This is a genomic window from Methylobacterium sp. 092160098-2, from assembly GCF_028920805.1.
Lineage (GTDB): Bacteria > Pseudomonadota > Alphaproteobacteria > Rhizobiales > Beijerinckiaceae > Methylobacterium > Methylobacterium fujisawaense.
The window spans coordinates 5,311,389-5,332,086 of sequence record NZ_JAQPZJ010000001.1 but is presented as its reverse complement, the minus strand read 5'-3'; the positions used below and the strand labels follow the sequence as shown (position 1 = coordinate 5,332,086).

The window sequence follows — 20,698 nt, the reverse complement described above, 5'->3', positions numbered from 1 at the left end:
CGCTGCCTGCCGTGTGGCGTGGGATAACGGTTCGCGCCGGCTCATCGTTCGGTCTCCGCGGCGAGGCGTCCTGCCGCGTGGAGCAGGCGCAGGGCGGCGCAGGCGGCGCCGTAGCCGTTGTCGATGTTGACCACCGTGATGCCGGGGGCGCAGCTCGCCAGCACGGCGTCGAGGGCGGCGCGGCCGCCCGCGGCGACGCCGTAGCCCACGGAGGTCGGGACCGCGATCACCGCGCCGGCCACGAGGCCGCCGACGACGCTGGGCAGCGCCGCATCCATGCCGGCGGCGACGATCACCACCGGATGCGCGCGGATCTCCTCGATCCGCGTGGTCAGCCGCCACAGGCCGGCGACGCCGACATCGGCGAAGAGCGCGGCAGCCCGGCCGGCATAGGCCAGCACCCGCAGGGCCTCGCGGGCGACGGGCACGTCCGAGGTGCCGGCCGCCACCACGGCGACCCGGGCCGGGCCCGTGATCCGGGGCGCCTCGCCGAACACCGCCGTCCGGGAGACCGGGCAATAGTCGAGGCGGGCCGCCGCATCGAGCCGGTCGCGCTTCTCCGGATCGAGGCGGGTGAGGAGGAGCGAGGCGCCCCGGGCGCGGGCGGACTCCAGGATCGCGTCGATCTGCTCAGGGCTCTTGCCGGCGCAGAAGATCGCCTCCTCCAGCCCGATCCGCTCCGACCGGGCGAAGTCGAGGGTGAATTCTTCAGCGACGCTCACGAACGGGCCTCCCCCTGCTGCACCAGGAAGGCGCTGCCGACCCGGTAGGGCGCGAACCGAACCGGGCCGGCGAGACGCGCCGGTGCGATCTCCCGGATCCCGGCCCCGAGTTCGGCGCGGCTGTCCGCGTCGAGGGCCGCCAGGCTCCCGGGATCGAGTTCCACCACCACGCCCTCGGCGCGCACCCGGCAGCGGACCGCCCGCTTGGCGCCGGTCCCCGCAGCGAGGGCGCCCCCCACCAGCCGCTCGACGGCGTGGATGAAGCCCAGCGTCTCCGGCTCGATCGGGATGCCGGTCTCGACCCGGCTCGACAGGCACGGGGCCGCCGGCAGCTCCGCCACGGCGCCGAGGCCGAGGTCGCGGGCGAGCGCCCGCACGGAAGCCTTGTCGAACCCCGCCTCCACGTAGGGGTGGCGCACGCCGTGCTCCCGGGCGGCGTCGAGGCCGGGGCGGTACTCGCCGAGGTCGTCGCGGTTGGCGCCCGAGAGGATCTGCCGGTCGGTCACCTGCCGGACCGCCCCGTACAGGTTGGTCTTGCAGAAGAAGCAGCGGTTGACCGGGTTGGCCCGGTAGGCCGGGTCGGCGAACTCGCCGGCCTCGATCACCCGCAGGGTCCAGCCCTCGCGGGCGCCCTCGGCGCGGACCCGCGCGGTCGCCTCCTCCGGCACGGCCGGCGAGACCGCGTGCACCACCAGGGTCGTGCCCGGCGCCAGCCGGTGGGCGAGGGTGGCGAGGGTCAGGCTGTCGACCCCGCCGCTCACCGCCACGGCGACGGGGCCGAGTCCCGCCAGGACGGCTTCGAGTTTCTGGCGCGTCACCGCTCCTCCTCCGGCACAGTCAGGGCGAGGCGCTCGGCCTCGCGGCGCAAGCGCGCCCGTGCGGCGTGACCCGCGTGGTCGCGGGCATCGTCGGCCTCGGCTTTGGCGGTGCGCCCGCCGGGGCGGTCCACGACCTTCACCCGGACGGGTCGGCCCGCATGATCCACCGTGCGGGCCTCGCGGTCGAGCACCGCCCCCTCGACCCGATGGTAGCGCAGGCCGATCGTGGTGGTCTCCCGGAAGCAGGCCGCGATCGCCGCCTCCAGGCTCTCCGGGCGGACCAGAATCTGGATCCGGGCCATCATCCGGCCCTTCTTGCCGAGGACCGGCGCCTGCACGACGTCCAGGATTCCGGGCTCACCCCGCAGCCGGTCGAGGCCCATGGCGAGATCCTCGCCGGACTGGTCGTCGATCTCGAAGGCGATCACCGCGAGGTCCCGCCGGCCGGGACGGGCGGCCGCCTCATCCAGCACCAGGACGCGCAGGCAGTTGCTCAGGCCCGGCAGGACCTTGGTGCCGAACCCGATGCCGGTGCGCCCGAGAATGCCCCGCGGACGGCCCCGCCCGGGGTCTTCGCCGCAGAGATGGCGCAGGATCGCCGCGCCGGTGGGGGTGACGCGCTCGCCGGGCACGCCGTCGTCGAGGGTCGAGAAGCCCTCGAGGAGCAGCGTCGTGGCTGGGGCCGGGACGGGGAGGGGACCGTGCTGGGTCCGCACCCGGCCGGAGCCCAGCGGCAGGGCCGAAACGCTCCAGCTCCGCGCCCCCAGCGCGGCGATCAGGTGGGCGGCGGCGACGATGTCGGCGATGGAATCGAAGGCGCCGACCTCGTGGAACGCCACCGCCTCGACCGCGATGCCGTGGACCCGGGCCTCGGCCGCGGCGAGGTGGCCGAAGATGGCGAGGGCCTGCGCCCGGACCGCCGGCGCGAGATCCGCCGCCTCCAGCGCGGCGCGGATCTCCGACCAGGGCCGGTGTCCGTGACCGTGATCCTGATCGTGGCCATCGCCGTGACCGTGGCCGTCATCATGGGCGTGATCGTGGGCGTGATCGTGGGCGTGATCGTGGGCGTGATCGTGGGCGTGATCGTGGGCGTGATCGTGGCCATCGCCGTGACCGTGGCCGTCATCATGGGCGTGATCGTGGGCGTGATCGTGATCGTGATCGTGGGGATGCGGATGGTCGTGGCGTGCCGGGTGGTCGTGTCGGTGCGGCGCGGGTCCGGGCTCCACCCCGGGGGCCGAAACGGCGAAGCGCGCGCCGCTGAGGATCCCGTCATTGTGCGCCCGGACCGCGCAGGCGATGCGCCCGTCGACCGCCCGGATGCTGGCGGAGACGCCGGCCTGATGCTCAGGGAAGGCGTCCAGCAGGGCGGCGGCGAACATGTCGCCGGCCACGCCGCCGAGCGCGTCGAGGTGGATGTGCATCGTGTGTCGCGCGGGCCCGTGCCGGGAGGGAGGTCCGCCTCAGATCGGCCGCGGCGGTTCCGCGGCAAGGTTCGGCCGGCCTGCGGGGCCGCGGCGTATCGCCCGCGCCGGTCAGGAGAGCTGCAGATAGGCCGGATCGAACAGCCCCCGCTCCATCAACCCGTCGAGGTCGCGGATCGTCAGGCGCCGGCTGCGCAGGGCGACGAGGCCGCTGATGCGCAGCTCCTTCAGGGTGCGGTTGATGTGTACGCTCGTCTGGCCGAGGGCATCGGCGAGATCGGGCTGGGTCACCGGCATCGGCAGCGTCATCCCGTCCGCGAGGCCGACGCGTGTCAGCCGCAGGTGCAGCTCGCAGAACAGGTGCGCCAGCCGCTCGATCGCCGAGCGCCGGCCGACGCTGGCGATCCACTCCCGGTGGAGGGCCGTGGTGGCGAGCATCTCCCGCCACAGGCATTCCTCCACGGCCGGCCGGCCGCGGATCGCGTCGCCGAGCTGGTCCGGCGCGATCCGGGCGACGGTGACGGAGGTCAGCGCACCGATGGCGTGGTCCATGTGCGCCCGGCGGAAGACGAACGGATCGCACAGGTCGCCCGGCAGGAGCAGCGCGACGATCGCCCGCCGCCCGTCCGGAAACTGCTTGTACCGGCAGGCCCAGCCGTCGAGGATGAGGTGCGTGTGGGACGGGTCGCTCTGCTGCCCTTCGATATCCTGACGGGCCGCGACATGGCGGACGTGCTGGCGCCCCAGCCCGTCGAGGACCGCGCGGTCCTCGGGTGCGAGCCGGACGTGCCGCTCCATCTTCCGCACGAACGGGTTCACCACGTCCCCCTCCGGTCAGATCACCGCGACACCGGCGTGTCGGCGACCCTCGGGAGGGAGACGGGCCCGACCGGAGATTCGGCCGCATCGCGGCCAAGTGCACGGGACCGGGGGACGTCGCGCGCGTCCGAAGCGTCCCGCACGACGGTGCCGCCGGGGGTATCGGTGAAATAATGGGACAAGGATATTTCTATCGGCAGGGACCAAACCGTCATCCGAACATCGAAGTCCGGATCATCTTGATCGGCTTGTGCCTGCAGCAGAAAAACGTGCGCCAACCTGTGTTAAGTCGTCGTTCCCGGGCTTGAGGACGGGGGACGCGTCGATCCGGTGCGCCCGCGCAGGTTGTTCGCGCAGATCGTACGCGCGGGTCGCTCGGAAAGACCGTTCGCGCCGGACCGGGTGCGGCGCTAGTCCGCGGCGGCGCCCACCGTATCGGCCATGCGCGCCCGGCGCGTGCCCAGGGGCTGGGGCGCGCCGACGGTGGTGTCCTCGGCGGTCTGGTGCTCCATCTCGGCGTTCACCTGGGCGCCGGCCAGCATGATCATGGTCGAGAGCCAGATCCACGTCATGAACCCGACCGCCGCACCGAGGGAGCCGTAGGTCTTGTTGTAGCTGCCGAAATGGGCGACGTACCAGGAGAACAGCACCGATGCGCCGAGCCACAGCACAGCCGCCAGGGCGCCCCCGGGCGTGACCCAGCGCCAGCGCGGCGCGTCCCGGCTCGGCCCGTAGCGGTAGAGCAGGGCGAGCCCGAGCAGGACCGCCAGGAGCAGAACCGGCCACCGCAGCAGCGACAGCCACCACGCATCCGCGCCGAGCCCGACAGACGCGAGAATCACCGGCACCGCCACCACCGCGGCCAGCGCCAGGACGAGGAACAGCAGCGCGCCCGCCGTGAAGGCGAGGGAGACCAAGTTGAGCACGAAGAAGTTGCGCTTCTCGCGCTCGTTGTAGACGAGGTTGAGGGCGTCGAAGACGTGCTTCACCCCGCCATTGGCGCTCCACACCGACAGGACGACGCCGAACACCAGGCTGAGCCCGAGGGTGCTGTTGCCCTCCGCGTTCAGCCGCTTCACCTGGTCGCCGACGATCTCCAGGGCGCCCTGGGGCAGGATACCCTGGAGGCTGGCGAGCTGGTCGTTGATGGTCGCCGCATCGGCCACGAGGCCGTAGCAGGAGACCAGGGCCGCCACCGCGGGGAAGATCGCCAGGAGCGTGAAGAAGGTGACGCCGGCCGCGATCAGCGACAGGCGGTTCTCGCCGATGTCGTGATAGGCCCGCAGCGCGATGTCCTTCCAACCCTTGGCGGGGATCTCGGCCGGCGTCGAGGCCCCTCGCCCGCGATCGGCCTGGGTCCGGGCGACGGCCTGCGCCTCCTGGCCCGCGTGCGAGGGCGACGTCCGGCGCGCCCCGTCCCGCCCGGCGGAGCGGTCGGCGGGGCGTGGGGCCGGCGGCCCTGTCCGGCGCGGAAGGGCGACGAGGCCGATCAGCGCGGTGGCGAGGGCGAGCGTCCAGACCGTCGAGGCGCTCCCCTCCGGAGCGGAACCCGCGGTGCGGGCTGGATCGGGGGCTGGCATCGGTGACCTCGGCGGGGTTCGGGCGGACGTGTCGGCGCAGGCCGGTCGGCCGCGCATGACGGCGCACCCGACCGGCTGCAGCTGCGAAGGCAAACACCGCGGCGCGGGCAAGGGTTCGCCGTCCAGTTGCAATACGACGGCAACGCGGGACGCAGGGACTGATCGGCGCGCCTGAGCGGCGGGTCGGCGGTCGTGACCGGCACCTCGGGCGGCATCGGCCGGCCCGTCCCGACGGCGCTGCGCGCCGGCGCGGCCCCGCGGCCGAGCCCCCTTCGGGAAAAGCGCTAACCCATGTTGCGGCATGGGCGGCCCGGGCACGCCACAAACGGTCCCATGGGCGCAACCGGCCCACTCGCCGACGACCGGACCGTATGCCCGACACCGAAGGCTCATCGCTCCTCGATCCCGTGACGGATCGTGCAGAGGAGGCCGGGGCGGAGACCCGCCACGGCCTGCCGGAGGCCGTGCGGGCCCATCTCGGCACCCTGCTCGGCCGCGCCTACGACCGGATCGGCCTCGGGTCGGAGCCCGCCTCGGACCCCTTCGCCGACCTGCTGGCGCGCCTGGAGACGGCCCTCGCGCAGGCCGAGGGCGAGCGGGACAAGCTGTTCCGGGCGGGTCTGCTGGAGGTGGTGCCGGCGCTGCACCGATTCGCGGTCTCGCTGACCCGCGACCCGGCTGCGGCGGACGATCTCGTGCAGGACACCCTGCTGCGCGGCTGGCGCGGCCGCGGCGGCTTCACCCCCGGCACCAATCTGGAGGCGTGGCTGTTCACGATCCTCCGGAACGTCTTCTACAGCCAGCACCGCAAGCAGGGCCGCGAGGTCGCCGACACCGACGGCACCTATGCCGAGCGGCTGACCAGCATTCCCGAGCAGGGGGGCCATCTCGATCTTCAGGACGTGCGCGCGGCCCTCGACCGCCTCGCCCCGGTGATGCGGGAGGCGCTGGTTCTCGTGGCGATCGAGAACCTGAGCTATGACGAGGCCGCCGCCGTGATGAACTGCCGGATCGGGACCGTGAAGAGCCGCGTCTGGCGCGCCCGCGAACAGCTCGCGCGGATGCTCGGATACAGTGGAGCCGAGATCGGCAGCGACGGGGTCATGCTGTCGGTGACCGGCAGCTCGGCCTGATCGGGACGATTCTCCAGGTCGAATAAGCCAATTCGACACTCAGACCGCCGTATTCGGCAGGAAATTTGACTTAGGTGAAAGCGTCCGGGCCGGCGCCTGGGCGATATGAAGCGGGTTGGGTCGATCCGTCGACTCGGCTCGGCTCCCATCGGTGTGACATCCCCCCGATCCACCGATGGGGGCCTCTTCCCGCATCTCCGGCGGATGTGCCGGGCAGAGGTGGGTCTCAGCCCAGACCTCAGGTCGAACCGCCGCCCCGGTCCGTGTCGAGCTGCTGCAGCAGCTCCGCCAGTCGGGGATCCAGAGCCTCGTCGATCACCGGATCGTACATCGCCCGCATCTGGTGGCCGAGGCGCAGGCGCGTCTGCGCGTCGAGAACCGGGCTGCTCGAGAGGGGAACCACGCGCAAAGCGGAGGGCGCCGGGCCGGGGCCATAGCGTTCGGTCGGTCTCGGGGCTGCGCGCCGGCGTTCGGGATAAGGCATGCCTTCTACATCGGCCCGCACCCCCGCGACGGCAACCACCTGCCGGCGCGAAGGCGCGCCCGGGTCGTCCGCCTCACGCATCGTCCTCCGGCGCGAACACCTCGCCCCGCTCGGCGAGCACGGTGTTCGCGGCGTCCTGGGCCAACTCGTCCCGGGCCAGTTCGTCCCGGGCCACCGCCGGATCGGGGCGGCCGAGGGCGCGCGCCAGGGCGCCCTCCCAGCCGGCCGGAGGCGCGTGACCCTGGCCGGCGACGATCTCGCCGGCCCGTCGGCAGAGCCGCGTCCAGTCCGGCGCGGCGAGAGCGACCCAATCGGTGCCGAGGCCCAGTTCGGCCGCGGCCTGCGTCGCGGCGGCGGTCCAGCCCGACGGCGGGGCGGGGATGTCGGTCATGGCGATGCGGCCTCCTGCCGGGATCTCGCGTCTCCCGCGGACGATAGCGCGCGCCGGCGGCCTGTCATCAGCGCAGGCCGTGGGCCGCGAGTTCCTCCGGCACGCCCGCGGCCGCGTCCTGGCGGATCAGGATGGCGTCGAGGGTGACCGGACGGTCGTTCCAGGCATCCACGCCGACATCGCAGGAGCGCGTGGTGTCGGCGAGGCAGCCGTGGCTGTGCCCATAGAGGTGGCGCGTCTCCCGCCACAGCCCGGGCCAGGCCCGATGCGCGTAGTGCGACAGGAACAGGCGGTGCGGCCGCCCCTGCGCGTCCGCGACGGAGAGGCGGGCGCTCTCAACCGGCGGCTCCGCCCAGGGCAGGTCGAGGACGCGGTTCGAATCGTGATTGCCCCGGACCAGGCGCTTCGTGCCGTTCAGCCGCGCGAAGATCGCCGCGCAATGGGCGGGGCTCGCATGGGCGGCGAAGTCGCCGAGATGCCAGACGGCATCCTCCGGGCCGACCACGGCGTTCCACCCGGCGACCAGGGCCTCGTCGTGGGCCTCGAGGCTGCCGAACCGCGCCCCGCGGTGGCGGAGGATGTGCGGGTCGCCGAAATGCGTGTCCGCGGTGAAGAAGATCGCCATGCCGTCGAGACCTGGGCCGCCATCGCGTTCCGTCCAGACCGGCCGGAGAGGCCCGGACAAGATGGCGCTGCGCGGCATCCCGTCTGCCGGACTGGAAACGGGGCCGCGGCTCGGATACGGGTGCGGCGCGCGAGGCCGGCCGGCTCCCCGAGGGGCGGAGCGCCGTGCGGGCCGGATGGGCTGAGGCGATGCTCGATCCCGCGATCTACGCCCATCTCCTGGACGCGGCGCGCGCCCATCCGGCGCTGCGGGCCGCCCTCGTTCAGGCCGGTCCGATCCGGATCGAGCCGCCGGCGCATCCGCGCGTCGCCGACCGCCTGTTCGTCGAGGTGGTCAACCAGCAGCTTTCCACCCGGGCGGCCGGGGCGATCTGGGCCCGGATCGAGGCGGCCGCCGCGGCGGCGGATTCGAGCCCCCGGGGCCTGTTCGAGGCCGGCGACGCGGACCTGCTGCGGGCCTGCGGGATCTCGGGCAACAAGGTGCGGGCCCTCCAGGCGATCGTGGCGGCCGAGGCGGCGGGCCTGCTCGGCCCCGGCCTCGCCGGCCTGCCGCATCCCGAGCGGGCGGCGATCCTGTGCGGCATACGCGGCGTCGGCCCCTGGACGGCCGACATGGTCGGCATCTTCCATTTCCACGACCCCGACATCTGGCCCGCGGGCGACGTGGCGGCGGTGGGGTGCCTGCGCCGCCTCACCGGGCAGGCCGATGCCGGCGCGGTGGCGTCGGCCTTCGCACCGTACCGCTCGATCCTGGCGCGCTACCTGTGGCGCATCAAGGACGGGGCGCCCCTGCCGGGGGACGAATCAGCCCGTCAGGCCCCGCCCCCCCGGACCCGGCGCCTGCGCGGGTCGGCGAAATCCGGGTGACGGACGGCCGGGGATCGGCTATCCGTCGGCGCCTCCCGGGCCCGTAGCTCAATGGTTAGAGCCGGCCGCTCATAACGGTCTGGTTGCAGGTTCGAGTCCTGCCGGGCCCACCAGGCTGGCCGCGGGCAGCCGCACCACCCTCGCCGGCCCCCCGTATCCCGCATTCACGCGGTTCCGCCGACCCACAGGGGCCGAGCCCGGATCGGTCCCTCGCCTAGGAGCCGCTCACGACGGCGAGGCCGAACGCGCCCTGTGGCACGGCCGCGACACCGCCCGACACCGTGATGTGGACGGTGCGCATTGATCCCGATCGATCAAGCGCGAACGGCCAGTCTGCGGCGTACCGAATCAGACCGAGTCTTTGCCGCGTTCGTCGCTCTCTCGCCTTCCTCCCCTGCCATCGCGTCGGTCGCACCGCGCCCGCCGCCACGCTCTCTCCCGCCGACAGCCCATGCTTCCGCACTACCGCTGGCTCTGGGCCCTGACCCTCCTCCTCGCCTGCGGCGGGGCGGGCCTCCTCTACAATGTGCTCTTCGTCGGCGGGGCCTCGATGCTCGCCGGCCTCGTCTACGCCCTGGCAGTGGGCGGGACGGTGCTGGCCTTCGTCCCCGCCCTGACCCTGTCGGGTCTCCAGCCGCGGATCCGCCGCCTGCCGGCGCTGGTCTACATGCTCGCGGCCGAGTTGCTCTACGTGGTGCTGATCACTGTCGGCTGCGCCCTCGGCGGCCTGGTCGTCTGGGGGTTCGGCCTCACCGGCGACAGCCTGTCCACGGCCGTGCGCATCACGCCGCGGTTTCTCGCCTACTCCCTGGCCGTGTCGGCCCTCCTCGTCTTCGCCATGCGGATGCGCGACCTGATCGGCGGCGCCGTGTTCGTGAACTTCATGATCGGCCGCTACCACAAGCCGGTGCAGGAGGAGCGGATCTTCCTGTTCCTCGACGTCGTCGGCTCCACCGCCTTCGCCGAGACCCACGGCGATCTGCGCGCCCAGGAGTATCTCGGGGCCGTGTTCGCGACGCTGGCCGAGCCGGTGCGGCGCAACGGCGGCTCCGTGGACGACTATGTCGGCGATCTCGCCATGATCACCTGGCCGATGAGGCGCGGCCTCAAGGACGCGCGCTGCGTCACCGGCCTGTTCGCGGTGCTCGACCGGATCGAGGCGGATGCCGCGGCCTGGACCGCCCGGTTCGGGACGGTCCCGCGGCTGCGGGCGGCGCTGCATGGCGGCCCGGTGGTCACGGCCGAGGTCGGAGTCGACCGCCACAAGATCGCGTATTTCGGCGACGCCGTGAACGTGACGGCGCGGATCGAGGCCCTGTGCCGCCCGCTCGGCGTCGGCATCCTGATCTCGCAGGATCTCCTCGGACGGCTGGACCCGCTGCCCGACGGCGTCCGCGCCCGCCCCCTGGGCCTGCACGCCCTGCGCGGCCGGGGGGCGCCCCTGGCGGTCGCCACCCTCGAACGCGGAGCCGCGGTGGCGGAGAGGCCGATCCCGGGGCGGAGGCCGGATCCGAGGGCGCCGGATCGCCCGGAGGTCGTCGCGGAACGGCGCTAGGAGGTCGCATGCCGCGCATCCCGGCCGGCGCCCGGCGCGCGGCGTGGCCGGTCCGGGATCGCGTCTCAGCCGCGGCGGAAGCAGCGGTTCCAGAGGCGCCGCCCCCAGGCGACCGGCGCGCGCCGGGGGGCCGCCGCCGGGCTCGGCCCGTCGAACGCCGCAGCCAGTGCCGCCGGCAGGGTGTCGATGATCGCCGCCGGCCCCTCGATGTCCCAGCCGATCACGCAGCAGCCGCAGCCGGTGCTGCGCACGCAGGTGAGCCGGCCGGCATGGGCCAGCATCCAGCGCTCCGCTGCGGCGACGTCGTCCGCCTCGTCCACCTCCACGCACAGGCAGGCGCGCCTGAGGCCCGGGGCAGGGGGACCGGCCGGCCACGGATCGCTCCGCCCGTAGAGGACCCGCAGGGCCTCGGGATCCGCCCCGGCCTCGCCGGACCTCACGGCGGGTCGTCCGCGCTGTCCGGCGGCGCGTCCATCTCGGCCACCTGCCGCTTGGCGAAGGCGCAAGCCGCGAAGTCCGGGTTGATCGCGCAGGCCATGTCGAACGCCGCCCGGGCGCGGGACGCCTCGGCGGGGACGCCCTCGCCCAGGCGGTAGGCCTGGCCGAGCATGGCGCAGCCCCAGGCGCCGCGCCGGTCGCAATCGAGGCGGAAGCTCCGGGCGAGGCAGGCGTCCGTGTCCGCGCGCGGCGCATCGCGGAAGGGATCGGCCGCGTAGCCGCCGTTGCGGATCCCGGCGGCCCGGTTGGTGCAGCCCGCCGGAAACCCGCCCGCGCAGGCGAGGGCGTAGAGGCGCTCCTTGTCGAGGATATCCGGGACGTCGAGGGAATGGTGCTCGAAGGCGAGGGCGAGGTCGAAGCAGGCCGGCGCGTTCGACCACCGGGTGCAGAGCACGAAGCAGGCCGCGGGTTCGCGCGCGCAGCGGCGCTCGGTGGGCCGCCGGGGCGCGAAGGCCCGCCGCCAGACCGGGCGCTCCCGCGCGAAGGTGTCGGCCGGGCAGGCCGGGAAGCTGCGCAGCAGCGCCGGGTCCTGCCGCAGCGGCTTCCCGATCCCCGCGGCCTCCGCCTTGTTGAAGATGATCGTGCCGGGCGCCTCCTCGGCCCGGGCCGCCGGCCCGCGCGCGAGGGCGAGGGCCGCAGCGAGGCTGGCCAGGATTCGCCCGGCCAGACGGCGCCGGGGCGGGCTCACCGGCGCCGGCGCCAGCGGCGCAGCAGGCGTCGGAGGCCGAGCACCAGGGCGACCACGAGGACGAGCAGCCCGAGCGCCGGATGCAGCAGGGCGCCCGCCTGGAACAGGACGAAGACCCCGAGGACCACCTTCCAGGGCTTCATGGGGGCGTCGTCGGCCTCCGCGACCGTGCCGGGCGCGGCCTGCGCGGGGGCGACCGGCTCGGGTGTACCGAACCGCGGGCGCCCGGAGGCCGGCACGCCGCTGCGGCCCGGCACCGGCGCGGCCGCGCGGGCCGCAGCCTCGGCGACCGCCCGCGCGGCAGCCGCCTCGGCCTCGGCCAGGATCGGGTCCGGCTCGGGCGCGGGACGGGGGCCGGCGCCCACCAGCGGGCCAGCGGCATTGCTCCCCGCGCGGACCGGGCGCGGAAGTCCGGCTGCGGCCGCACCGCAGGCCGCAGCCCGTGGCGGTCCGCGAGGGCGCGGGCCTGCGCCACCAGCGGCGCACCGGTCTCCGGCGTGACCATCCGGACGAACTGCGCGAAGCCGACCGCGGCGCGGAGCACGTCGCCCTCGCCGGCCGCGCCCCAGCGCCGCCCGGCCGGCCCGTGCCGATCGAGCCCGTGCAGCAGCGCGCGGAAGCGGCGCAGGGTCTCCCGGGGCACGCCGACGCGCTCGTTGACGGTCAGCCCGGTCACCTCCTGGTGCCGGCCGCGGCGCATCACCCGGGTCTTGTCCGGATGGACGGTTAAGCCCTCCCCGGCGACGATGGCGTGGACGTATTTGAGCAGCGCGCCGACTTTCCCGGCGGCCGCGCCGGAGGCCGAGAAGGTCAGGTCGTCGGCGTAGCGCGTGTAGGTGAAGCCGAGGCTGGCGGCGAGGCCGGTGAGCCGGGCGTCGAGCCGGGTGCAGACGAGGTTGGTGAGCGCGGGGCTCGTCGGCGCGCCCTGCGGCAGCCGGCGGGGGCCCCGGGCGGCGTAGAGGCGCGCGCCGTCGATCTCGACCGCGTCCACGTCCGGCTCGGTGCAGAGCAGCGCCAGCACGGTGGCCACCGGCTCGGCGTAGCCCAAGCCCCGGAACTTCCCCTTGATCCGCCGGTAGTCGAGGCTCGGGAAGAAGTCCTTGAGGTCGAGATTGACCACCACGTCCCGCCCGACATGGGCGGCGGCGTTGGTGACGATCGAGCGGCCGGGCACGAAGCCGTGGGCCGCCCCGTGCACGGGAACGTGGGCGAGGAGCGCGTCGAGGATCCAGTACTGCGCCCGCTTCAGCCGCGGCATCGGCGCCGAGATGCGGCGCAGGCCGCCCGCCTTCTTGGGGATGGTGAAGCACCGGTAATGGCTCACCGCACTGAGCGCCCGGTCGTAGGCGAGGAAGCGCAGCTCGCCGAGGCCGATCCCCATGGCCTCCGCCAGCGCCTTCGGGCTCGCCAGGGCGGGAAGACCGGGGGCGGGCCCCCGCGCGGGCGCATCCGCGTTCGCGAGGCCGGCCGAGACGCCGTCGCCGAGATGGAGGATCTCCGCCTCCCGGCGCGCGTGCCACGCCTGCGCCCGGGCGTGGCGGTCGCGGGCGTTGCGCAGCTTCGTCTCGCGCCGCCGCTCCAGCGCCGCCGTCTTGCGGCGGCGATGCATCTCCTTGAGGGCGGCCTCGGGGTCGCGCCACGCCGCCTCCCGCCGGTGCAGATCGGCGAGGGCGCGGGCGATCTCGCCGCGGCGGCGGATCAGGTCGTCCGGCGGGTTGGGCTGCTCCGCCCCGTCCGGCCAGAATCCGAGCCGGATCATCTCCTCGAGGATGACCTCGTCCTTCGAGCTCTCGCGGATCCGGTCGTAGAGCTGCTGGCGGGTCAGGCTGCCGGGCTGCGGGCTCATCGGCGGCCTCCGGCGCGGGCGGCGGGAGGCGTGACGGGGGGAAGCGTGACGGGGGACGTCGGCCAGGATGCCTTCGTCAAGTCTCGGGACTGGCCCGGTCCACTCGACGCCGGCACGACCACCGGTGCGCGTTTGGGTTCAGCGAACCCAAACCGCGAACGCGCACCGGTGGTCAGTGCCGGCCCAGTGAAGAGCGGGCCAGTGACGCTTTGCCGGGCAGGGTGCAGGGACGGCGAATCGCCGCCCGAAATGCAAGGTCCGCCCCGGCCGACGCCCCTCGTCACGGTCAGGATAGGCCAGGCTTGCGGCCGCATCAATCGGGTCTGCCTCACGCCTGCCACCGCGCCGGCTTGCCCTCGACCTGGGCGTGGAAGAAGCGGCGCACGGCCAGCATGTGCGCGCAGGGGCCGCGGGTGAGCCGGTTGTGGGTGTAGAAGCCGCACTGGCAGGAGCCGCCGACCATGCGGTCGTCGGAATCGAGCTCCACCGCGGGCGTCAGGCTCCGGCCGTCATCCAGCACGGTCCCGCTCAGGCGCCGCCGGTCCCCCGCCTGCTCGACGGGCCCGAGGGTGACGAGCCCGGCCGCCAGGAACCGGTCGGCCTTGGCCTCCTGCTCGGAGGCGAAGCGCAGGGCGCCCGGCGCTAGTGGCTCCCGGGTCAGCTCCCGCAGGCGGTAGACCCGCTTGTCGAGGTCGAACATGGCGCGGCCCGCCTGCACGTAGCCGCCGAGCGCCGCCTCCACGGTCGACCGGTCGAGGCCGGTCTCGGCGGCGAGTTGCCCGGTCCCGGCGGCGTGGTGGCGCCGGAGCGCCGCGAAGACGCGGGCGGCGGTGTCGGCCTCGACCTCCCCCCGGGGGGCGAGCAGGTCGAACTGCCCGGCCCGGGACCAGTCGTTGGCGGTCCAGCCCGACAGGCCGAGGGTGAAGCGCAGGCCGCCGAAATCCACCACCGCGAAGCTCGGCAGGCCGGTGCCGAGGAGGTGCAGCCGCACCGACCGGGCGAGCGGCAGGGTCCGGGCCAGGATGGCGAGGCGCCGCCGGCCCCACAGGCGGATCTCCGCGGCCTCGCCGCCGCGGTAGATCGAGCGCCGGAAGGTCAGCCGCTCGTTCCACGGCTCGATCAGCACGCTGACCGGCCGGTCGGGCTCGAGCAGGAACCGCAGGGCGCGCGGGCCGTGGCGCTCCCGGCGCGCGGCGAGGCGGGTCAGGATCGCGTGCATGTCGACCGGGTGCAGGTCCACCACGTGGGCGGGCTGCGCCATGGCGCTCGACACCTGCAGGAAGCCCCGCATCCAGGAATCCGGCAGCTCGATCTTGTCCTCGCGATAGGCGGCCTCGCCGGAGGTCTGGACCGCGAAGCCGGTCGGGTCGATCGCCAGCTCGGTGTCGCGGTAGCTGCGGATCTTCTGGAACTCGTCGTAGAGCGCGTGGCTGTAGTCGATGTTGGTCGTGCCGCAGGCCATGTCGCCGATCCGCGCGAAGGTGTCGTGGTCGCAGGACAGGCGCCCGTAGCTCGATTCGTCGAGGCTGAACGCTTCGAAGAAGACCTCGTCCGGATGGACGGTGATGACCGGGTCGAGGACGATCCAGGCGTCGAAATTCTCCCGGTAGAGGTAGTCGAAGTACCGCTTCCGCGCGTCGTAGAACGGCCGCATCACCGCGTCGGAACGGGCCGCGATGTCCCGGTGTTCGGCGCGCAGCGCCTCGATCTCGGCGCGCAGGCTGTCCTTCTCGGCGAGGGCCTCGGCCAGGAGTTCCTGCTCGTGGGCCTGGAGCCACGCGAAATAGGCGGTGCGGTCCTTCGGCTTGAAGCGCAGGTCCGACACGACGACGTGATGCAGGGCCGAGATCGCCTCGCGGAACGGCAGGTGTCGCGCCACCGTCCCGGCGAAGTAGGTCGGCTCGCGCAACGTGTCGGGGACGAAGCCGAGCCGGGTCGCGTCCGCATCCGAGACGGCCCGGCTCTCGCCGAGGTAGCGATGGACGAAGTTCATCGAGCCCCTTCCGAGACGGGTGCCGAGGGAGAGATGGGCCCCCGCACCTCCGGCGGCCGCCGGACGAGAGGCACGGCGAGGCCGGGATGGGCCTCGGCGATGTCGCGCAGCGCCAGGATCGCGGCGCTGCGGTCCCGGGCCGTGCCGCTCAGGGTGAGATCGGCGAAGAGCGGCAGCAGCGCCTCGGCGCGGGCGCGGCTGCGCAGGGCCTCGGCCCGGAGGAAGGTGGCCATCCGGTCCTTGGCGACCCGGCCCCGCAGCACCTGCAGCATCACGATGCGGGCGAGGGGGATCAGCCGTACGAAGGCCGCCTCGCTCGCCACGGCCTGCTCGGTCAGGAGTTCGGTGAGCAGGAGATGCATGGACGGAGCGGGGTGCTCCAGCAGGCGCAGCACCTGCCCCTCCGCATCCTCGGGCCGGAGCCGGCTGCGCAGGAGATGGCGGGCGAAGGCCAGGACCTCCGGCTTGACGCTGTCGGTGACCACGGCGAGCGCCCCGGGCGTCCAGGCAGCCTCCGGCCACGTTTCAAAAAAGCTGCGGGCGAAGGCGAGGGTGTCGGGCCAGTCGCTCTCCACGAGGAGCACGGCCTCGGCCGCCGCGGCCTGGAACCGGGCCGGGTCGGCCGCGAAGGCCGCCATCGCCCAGTCCCGCACCGCCCGGTACGGGTGGCCGCCGAGCCGGGCGATCTGGCGGACGCTGATGGCCGCGGGGTGGCGGTCGGGCAGGAGGGCGGCGCCGAGGCGGCGGGCGCCGTCAGCGCGGGCCTGCAGCAGGCGCCACAGGGTGCCGTCGTCGAGGGCGGCGCATTCCCCCGGCAGGGCCTCGCGCAGCAGGGCCACGACGTCGGCGGCGTAGGCGTCGTCGGGGGCCGCGCGGAACAGGCTGCCGATCAGCTCCCGGGCGAGGCGGGGGGCGAGACCCGGATCCGCCGCCGCGAGGCGCGCCACCAGGGGCCGGGCGGCCTGCCGGACGGCGCTGCCGGGCCCGCTGGCGAAGGCGACGATCCGCTCGGCGTAGGGTCCGAGCCGCGCGTCGTCGAGACGCGCCAGCAGGACCAGGGCGGCAATCCGGATGTCCTCGGAGCCCGTGCCGATCAGCGCGTCCCAGCTTTCCGGGGGCAGGCCGTCGGCTCCGGCAGGAGACTGCGCCAGGAGCGCGAGGCCGGCCGATCGGACGGCGGCGGCCGGGTGCGCGATCAGGGCGGCGGCAGTCTCGGGCTGCACCGGCAGGTCGTGGTCCGGCCACAGGAGGGCAGGGCGGCGCGCAGGGCCCGGATCGCGGCCGTCGCGGCGGCGTCGGGCTCCGGCGGCATCGCCCGCAGCCACGCCACCAGCCGCGCGACCAGGGGCGCCGCGAGCCCTGGGGCAGCGCCCGGGCGAGCCCCGGGACCGCCGCCTGGACATCCGGCTCCGGGCTCGTGAGCAGCGCGGCGGCGAGGTCCGGATCCGACCAGACGACCGGCGCCCCGGCCTCGAGGCGCCGCAGGGCAAGCGCCCGCGCCTCCGGCAGGGCTGCGGCCAGCAGCGCCGCCACCAGGGCGGCGAGGTCGGCGGATCGGCGATCCCGGCGGCGAGGCGCGCCTGGGCGATCTGGAAGGCGAAGGTCCGCACGGCGTCGTGCGGGGCCGCCAGGAGGCGCCCGATCGCGGCGGCGTCCAGAGCCGCGCAGGCCCCCGGGTCCGCGCGCAGCACCCGCAGCCCCAGCCGCGCCACCGGCTCGATCCGCCCCTCGGCGGCGAGGCGGAGCGCCAGGTCCGGACGGGCGCTCCAGAGATCCGGAAAGGCCTCGTCGCGCCGGTCGGGATCGACGGCGCCGGTCTCCAGGAAGGTCAGCGATCCCGTCCGCGGCCGGGCCTCCGGGGCGTGGCGGTACAGGAGCTGGCTCGCCGTCCAGTTGCGGCCGAGCGGTCCCCGTGCCCGCGCCTGCCGGCCCCAGGTCCCGTCCGGCTTGCGCCCCCAGGCGGTCCAGCGGGTCGGGGGTCGAGATCCTCCGGCCCAGGGCCAGCAGGAAGCCCGTCGCCAGCGCGGTGAAGGCCGGGTCCCCGACGGCGCCGCGCTTGCGCAGGGCGCGCCAGATCCGCCGCTTCATGTAGGCGCGGGTGGCCGTGGACAGGCCGAGCCGCGCCTCCGGGCCGTGGCGCGCCGCGTCCACCGCGACGTAGCGCCGGAGGTCGGGGACGTAGGCGTGGCTCCGGCCGGCCTGGTACATCGCCTGCGCGGTCTCGAAGCGCTGGGCGGCGGCGCCGAACAGGGCGGCATCGTCGGCCATCTCGGCGTGCTTGAACAGGCGCCGCAGGCCGATCAGGTAGGGTGGCCGCGCCGGCGGCCGGAGGAGGGCGGCGCAGAGCGTCGCGTGGAGCGCGGGCCGCCCCTGGGCAAGCCGGCCCAGCGCCACCAGGGCCGGCCCGACCCGGCCGGGATCATGCCGGGCGAGGCCGTCCAGCGCCCCGCACAGGCCGTCGACGTCGCCCGCCTCGGCCGGCCGGGCGACCATGCCGGGCAGGTCCGGCTCGGCCTCCGGCAGGCGGTACGCCCCGGTGAGCGGGGCGGCCAGGGCGAAGCGGGCGAGGTCCCGGACGACGCTTCCGGGGGCGTCGGCGGCGATCGCGTCCAGGATCGGGCCGCCTCCGCGCCGGCCGCCCGGGCGAGCGCCCAGACCAGAGCGTAGCTCGCCTGCGCCGGACCGAGGGCCCGCGCCAGGGCGATCAGGTCCGGGCCGCCGCGGCCAGCCGCAGCTCGCCGATGCGCCAGAGCAGGCGGTCGCGCTCCGCTCGGGCCAGCGCTGGTGCAGGCAGGCGGAGAGCCGCGCCCGCAGCACGGCCGCGCGCCCGTCGGCCGACGGCTCCGACGCGGCGGAGGGCTCCGGGCCGTCGATCCGCCGGTAGCCGCCGTTGATCTTCGCGACGATCACGCTGTCGAACACCCGGGCCGCCGCCTCGGCGGTGAGGGGCTGGGGTGTCTTGGAGCCCTCGCGCAGGGTCGCGCCGCGCCGGCCGTAGCGTGTGTTGACGAAGTAGCGCTCGGGCGTCCCGAGAGCCTCGTTCTCGATCAGATCGACGTCGTAGACCTTGTCGGAGGTGGCGTCCCGCAGGTGGAGGCGCGCCGCGCGGACGACCCTCATGCCACCGCGTGGGCGTGCGGGCCGCGCGCCGGACGAACGGGATGGCCCAGGCCTGGGCGACGATCGACGGATCCGCGCATTCGGGCTCCTCACGCAACGATCGGGACGGGACGGCCGGCAGATCACGGCGCCCGAAACCGCGGCAAGCTGCCCCAGGGCGCCGGATGGGGCAACCGCGTCCCCACGATTCCGTGATCAGCCCTCCGCCGGCCCGGGATCATCCCGCATGGCGGCGACCCAGAGGGCAGCCCAGGCGAAAGGATCGGGCTCCGCGCCCGGGGGGCCAGGGCGGCGGCGAGGAAGGCCGAGAGCCGCGCGGCGGTGGCGGGATGCCCCGCCGCCGCGAGGCGCGCCACGAGGTCGGCCCCGCCGGCGCGGGCGTTCGCCGCGAAGGCCCGCCGCCCGGCATGGAGGGCGTTCGCCAGGAGTGCCGCCGCCTCGTCGAGGAGCGTGGCCGGCCCCAGATCCGGTGCCGGCGGGATCGGGTGGCCGGCGCCGTCCGGGGCGGCGAGGTCGGGCACGACGAGCCGGTCGACCGACACCGACCAGGGATCGCAGACCAGGGCCCCGTCGGCGATCCGCACCGGGCCGGCGACCTGCCGCACAGGTCCCCAGCGCCCCGAGCAGGCGCCCGCGAGGGCGTCCAGGGCGTGCGGCGCGGCGGGGTCGTAGGCGCGGGCGAGATGCAGCGTGCCGCCCGCCTCCGGCAGTTCGACGGCGGCCTGCCACGTCTGGGCGCCCGGTGCCCAGGCCTGTCCCAGGACCGCGTCGACGGGAAGATGTGGAAGGCCTCCAGCCGGTCGCGCGGCCGCAGGAAGGCCGGCGGCCGCTCGGCCAGACGGCGCAGGATCGACGGGACGTCCCGCGCCGCCAGGGGGGCCGGCACGGTCACGCAGGCGTCCCGCGGCAGCAGGGCCGTGCGGCCCTGCGCGCCCCGGCCGAGGGCGAGGAGCCCGTCCGCCCGGCGCCGGGCGACGCTGGTCAGGATCTGGCCCTGGCCGGTGCCCGAGACGGACAGGCCCGATCCCAGGAGCCGCCCGGGCAGGCTGCCGACGAAATCCACCTCGGCCTCGCCCGGCGCGAAATCGCGCTCCAGGGCCAGGAGCGCGCCGGTATCGGTGTCGGCCAGGGCCACCGGGCGCTGGCGCCGCGCCCGCGGGCGAGGAGCCGGGCGCCCAGGGAAACGAGGCGCGTCCTGCCCATGGCGGTCTCGTAGGGCTGGCCGACGCCGAGGGCGGCCTCCCCACCCCGGACGCGGCCGAGGAGTTCCGTGGCGAGCGCCAGGACCACGGCCGCGTCGTAGGCGGCGTGACGCCCGGCATAGGCCGCGAGTTGCCCGGCCAGGTCCGCCTCGGCCAGCAGGATCTGCGTGGCGCCCCGCCTCTCGGCCGCCCGCCGCAGCCGGACGAGGGCGGCGTCGTGGGCTTCCGGACCGGATACCACCCCGGCCTCCAGCAGGCCGGCGACCACCCGGTCGGCGGCCTCCGCGAGTCCCTCCTCCGCCGGCCCCGCCTCCGCTCCGGCCGGCGCCGCCCCCCCCAGGCGGATCTCGGCGGCGCCCCCGGCCGCCCGGAAGGCGCGGATCGCCAGGGCGACGTGGGCGCAGCCGCCCCCGCCGCGCAGTCGCAGCGGGCGTAGCCGACCGCGTCGGGCACGAGGAAGCGCACCGTCGCGGTCGGGAGCCGCGCGGCCGGCACGGCGCCGCGCTCCAGCCCGACCGTGATCCCACCCGCCAGGAGGCGCCGCAGCTCCGCCGCCGCCGCGCCGCCGAGCCCCGCCTCGAAGGCGGCGCCGTCGGCTGCCGGGATCCCAGGCGACCGCCGCGGGTGCGGCTGGCTGCGCCGGTCCATCCGCGACCGCCGCGGCCCGGTAGGCGACGACGAGGGCGACCCGGTGGCGGCACATCCCGCTCGCCGGGCAGGTGCAGCTGGCCTCGCCCGGGGGCCGGCCGGGGCCGAGTCGCGTGACCGTGCCGTCGGCGAAGCGCGCCTCGACGGTGCCGTCCTCGGCCTCCGCGAGGGCCGGCCCCTGGCCGGCGGCCACCTCGCGCAGCGCGCGCTTCACCAGGCCGGCATTGGCGAGCTGGACGAGGCCGTCATCCGTGAGGGCCCGGAGGTCGGGGCGGGCCATCGCCGC

General features: G+C 75.2%; 20 protein-coding genes and 1 tRNA gene. 5 read left to right on the top strand and 16 right to left on the bottom strand.

Annotated elements, in window-relative coordinates; translation table 11 throughout:
• Nucleotides 1–41: 41 nt before the first annotated feature.
• From larB to PQI07_RS25155, 5 genes are all read right to left on the bottom strand, one after another.
• Nucleotides 42–722: a nickel pincer cofactor biosynthesis protein LarB gene (larB, locus tag PQI07_RS25175; RefSeq protein ID WP_043355532.1), complete on the bottom strand. Its 681-nt coding sequence runs from the start codon at nt 720–722 to the stop codon at nt 42–44.
• Nucleotides 719–1,540 carry an ATP-dependent sacrificial sulfur transferase LarE gene (larE, locus tag PQI07_RS25170; RefSeq protein WP_182592955.1) on the bottom strand — a complete coding sequence of 274 codons (822 nt, stop codon included), beginning with the start codon at nt 1,538–1,540 and terminating at the stop codon, nt 719–721. The genes larB and larE overlap by 4 nt, the downstream gene beginning before the upstream one ends.
• Nucleotides 1,537–2,964: a nickel pincer cofactor biosynthesis protein LarC gene (gene larC / locus PQI07_RS25165; protein ID WP_274927655.1), complete on the bottom strand. Its 1,428-nt coding sequence runs from the start codon at nt 2,962–2,964 to the stop codon at nt 1,537–1,539. The genes larE and larC overlap by 4 nt, the downstream gene beginning before the upstream one ends.
• A gap of 111 nt (nt 2,965–3,075) precedes the next feature.
• Nucleotides 3,076–3,786 (bottom strand): Crp/Fnr family transcriptional regulator, encoded by a 711-nt coding sequence (locus tag PQI07_RS25160; RefSeq protein WP_274927654.1) that lies wholly within the window; start codon nt 3,784–3,786, stop codon nt 3,076–3,078.
• A gap of 407 nt (nt 3,787–4,193) precedes the next feature.
• Nucleotides 4,194–5,363 (bottom strand): YihY/virulence factor BrkB family protein, encoded by a 1,170-nt coding sequence (locus PQI07_RS25155; protein ID WP_274927653.1) that lies wholly within the window; start codon nt 5,361–5,363, stop codon nt 4,194–4,196.
• 371 nt (nt 5,364–5,734) lie between these two features.
• Between PQI07_RS25155 and PQI07_RS25150 the strand changes: the two genes are divergently transcribed.
• Nucleotides 5,735–6,496, top strand: a complete 762-nt coding sequence (locus PQI07_RS25150; RefSeq protein ID WP_043382349.1) for a sigma-70 family RNA polymerase sigma factor — start codon at nt 5,735–5,737, stop codon at nt 6,494–6,496.
• A 238-nt stretch (nt 6,497–6,734) separates the two neighbouring features.
• On the opposite strand, the gene PQI07_RS25145 is transcribed toward PQI07_RS25150, so the two are convergent.
• The 3 genes from PQI07_RS25145 to PQI07_RS25135 form a co-directional block, all read right to left on the bottom strand.
• Nucleotides 6,735–6,899, bottom strand: coding sequence for a hypothetical protein (locus tag PQI07_RS25145; RefSeq protein ID WP_274927652.1), 165 nt, complete (start codon nt 6,897–6,899; stop codon nt 6,735–6,737).
• Nucleotides 6,900–7,053: 154 nt separating this feature from the next.
• Nucleotides 7,054–7,371, bottom strand: coding sequence for a hypothetical protein (locus tag PQI07_RS25140; protein WP_075379959.1), 318 nt, complete (start codon nt 7,369–7,371; stop codon nt 7,054–7,056).
• 67 nt (nt 7,372–7,438) lie between these two features.
• On the bottom strand, nt 7,439–7,996 hold the full coding sequence (locus tag PQI07_RS25135; protein WP_075379960.1) for a metallophosphoesterase: 558 nt from the start codon (nt 7,994–7,996) through the stop codon (nt 7,439–7,441).
• A gap of 188 nt (nt 7,997–8,184) precedes the next feature.
• Here PQI07_RS25135 and PQI07_RS25130 point away from each other — a divergent pair, with 188 nt between their 5' ends.
• The 3 genes from PQI07_RS25130 to PQI07_RS25120 all read left to right on the top strand — a co-directional run bounded on the left by PQI07_RS25130 (nt 8,185) and on the right by PQI07_RS25120 (nt 10,417).
• Complete coding sequence (locus tag PQI07_RS25130; RefSeq protein ID WP_274927651.1) at nt 8,185–8,862, top strand: DNA-3-methyladenine glycosylase family protein; 678 nt, start codon at nt 8,185–8,187, stop codon at nt 8,860–8,862.
• A gap of 37 nt (nt 8,863–8,899) precedes the next feature.
• A tRNA-Ile gene (locus PQI07_RS25125) sits at nt 8,900–8,975 on the top strand.
• Nucleotides 8,976–9,313: 338 nt separating this feature from the next.
• The gene (locus PQI07_RS25120; protein WP_274927650.1) at nt 9,314–10,417 is read left to right on the top strand and encodes an adenylate/guanylate cyclase domain-containing protein; all 1,104 of its coding nucleotides are present in this window, start codon (nt 9,314–9,316) and stop codon (nt 10,415–10,417) included.
• A 65-nt stretch (nt 10,418–10,482) separates the two neighbouring features.
• Here PQI07_RS25120 and PQI07_RS25115 read toward each other — a convergent pair whose 3' ends face one another.
• The 6 genes from PQI07_RS25115 to PQI07_RS25090 all read right to left on the bottom strand — a co-directional run bounded on the left by PQI07_RS25115 (nt 10,483) and on the right by PQI07_RS25090 (nt 16,665).
• Nucleotides 10,483–10,857 (bottom strand): hypothetical protein, encoded by a 375-nt coding sequence (locus tag PQI07_RS25115; RefSeq protein WP_274927649.1) that lies wholly within the window; start codon nt 10,855–10,857, stop codon nt 10,483–10,485.
• On the bottom strand, nt 10,854–11,603 hold the full coding sequence (locus PQI07_RS25110) for an SEL1-like repeat protein (protein ID WP_274927648.1): 750 nt from the start codon (nt 11,601–11,603) through the stop codon (nt 10,854–10,856). Before PQI07_RS25110 ends, PQI07_RS25115 begins: the two co-directional genes overlap by 4 nt.
• The gene (locus tag PQI07_RS25105; protein ID WP_274927647.1) at nt 11,600–11,746 is read right to left on the bottom strand and encodes a hypothetical protein; all 147 of its coding nucleotides are present in this window, start codon (nt 11,744–11,746) and stop codon (nt 11,600–11,602) included. Before PQI07_RS25105 ends, PQI07_RS25110 begins: the two co-directional genes overlap by 4 nt.
• On the bottom strand, nt 11,743–13,449 hold the full coding sequence (locus tag PQI07_RS25100) for a reverse transcriptase family protein (RefSeq protein WP_274927646.1): 1,707 nt from the start codon (nt 13,447–13,449) through the stop codon (nt 11,743–11,745). The genes PQI07_RS25105 and PQI07_RS25100 overlap by 4 nt, the downstream gene beginning before the upstream one ends.
• Before the next feature lie 328 nt (nt 13,450–13,777).
• Nucleotides 13,778–15,442, bottom strand: a complete 1,665-nt coding sequence (locus tag PQI07_RS25095) for a hypothetical protein (protein WP_075379962.1) — start codon at nt 15,440–15,442, stop codon at nt 13,778–13,780.
• Nucleotides 15,439–16,665 carry a hypothetical protein gene (locus tag PQI07_RS25090; protein WP_274927645.1) on the bottom strand — a complete coding sequence of 409 codons (1,227 nt, stop codon included), beginning with the start codon at nt 16,663–16,665 and terminating at the stop codon, nt 15,439–15,441. The genes PQI07_RS25095 and PQI07_RS25090 overlap by 4 nt, the downstream gene beginning before the upstream one ends.
• Nucleotides 16,666–17,626: 961 nt before the next feature.
• On the opposite strand from PQI07_RS25090, the gene PQI07_RS25085 reads away from it, so the two are divergent.
• Nucleotides 17,627–18,109 carry a hypothetical protein gene (locus PQI07_RS25085; protein WP_274927644.1) on the top strand — a complete coding sequence of 161 codons (483 nt, stop codon included), beginning with the start codon at nt 17,627–17,629 and terminating at the stop codon, nt 18,107–18,109.
• Between the two features lie 575 nt (nt 18,110–18,684).
• Here PQI07_RS25085 and PQI07_RS25080 read toward each other — a convergent pair.
• Nucleotides 18,685–19,323, bottom strand: coding sequence for a hypothetical protein (locus tag PQI07_RS25080; protein WP_490356182.1), 639 nt, complete (start codon nt 19,321–19,323; stop codon nt 18,685–18,687).
• Between the two features lie 220 nt (nt 19,324–19,543).
• Entirely contained in the window at nt 19,544–20,692 is a 1,149-nt protein-coding gene (locus tag PQI07_RS25075; RefSeq protein WP_274927642.1) for a YehQ family protein, read from the bottom strand.
• Nucleotides 20,693–20,698: the final 6 nt, after the last annotated feature.

Bases quoted from the DNA above. Each gene is read 5' to 3' on its own strand.
- PQI07_RS25130 (WP_274927651.1), top strand. From the start codon at position 8,185: ATGCTCGATCCCGCGATCTACGCCCATCTCCTGGACGCGGCGCGCGCC.
- PQI07_RS25150 (WP_043382349.1), top strand. From the start codon at position 5,735: ATGCCCGACACCGAAGGCTCATCGCTCCTCGATCCCGTGACGGATCGT.
- PQI07_RS25120 (WP_274927650.1), top strand. From the start codon at position 9,314: ATGCTTCCGCACTACCGCTGGCTCTGGGCCCTGACCCTCCTCCTCGCC.
- PQI07_RS25100 (WP_274927646.1), bottom strand. From the start codon at position 13,449: ATGAGCCCGCAGCCCGGCAGCCTGACCCGCCAGCAGCTCTACGACCGG.
- PQI07_RS25095 (WP_075379962.1), bottom strand. From the start codon at position 15,442: ATGAACTTCGTCCATCGCTACCTCGGCGAGAGCCGGGCCGTCTCGGAT.
- PQI07_RS25140 (WP_075379959.1), bottom strand. From the start codon at position 7,371: ATGACCGACATCCCCGCCCCGCCGTCGGGCTGGACCGCCGCCGCGACG.
- PQI07_RS25075 (WP_274927642.1), bottom strand. From the start codon at position 20,692: ATGGCCCGCCCCGACCTCCGGGCCCTCACGGATGACGGCCTCGTCCAG.
- PQI07_RS25105 (WP_274927647.1), bottom strand. From the start codon at position 11,746: ATGAAGCCCTGGAAGGTGGTCCTCGGGGTCTTCGTCCTGTTCCAGGCG.
- larC (WP_274927655.1), bottom strand. From the start codon at position 2,964: ATGCACATCCACCTCGACGCGCTCGGCGGCGTGGCCGGCGACATGTTC.
- PQI07_RS25155 (WP_274927653.1), bottom strand. From the start codon at position 5,363: ATGCCAGCCCCCGATCCAGCCCGCACCGCGGGTTCCGCTCCGGAGGGG.
- PQI07_RS25135 (WP_075379960.1), bottom strand. From the start codon at position 7,996: ATGGCGATCTTCTTCACCGCGGACACGCATTTCGGCGACCCGCACATC.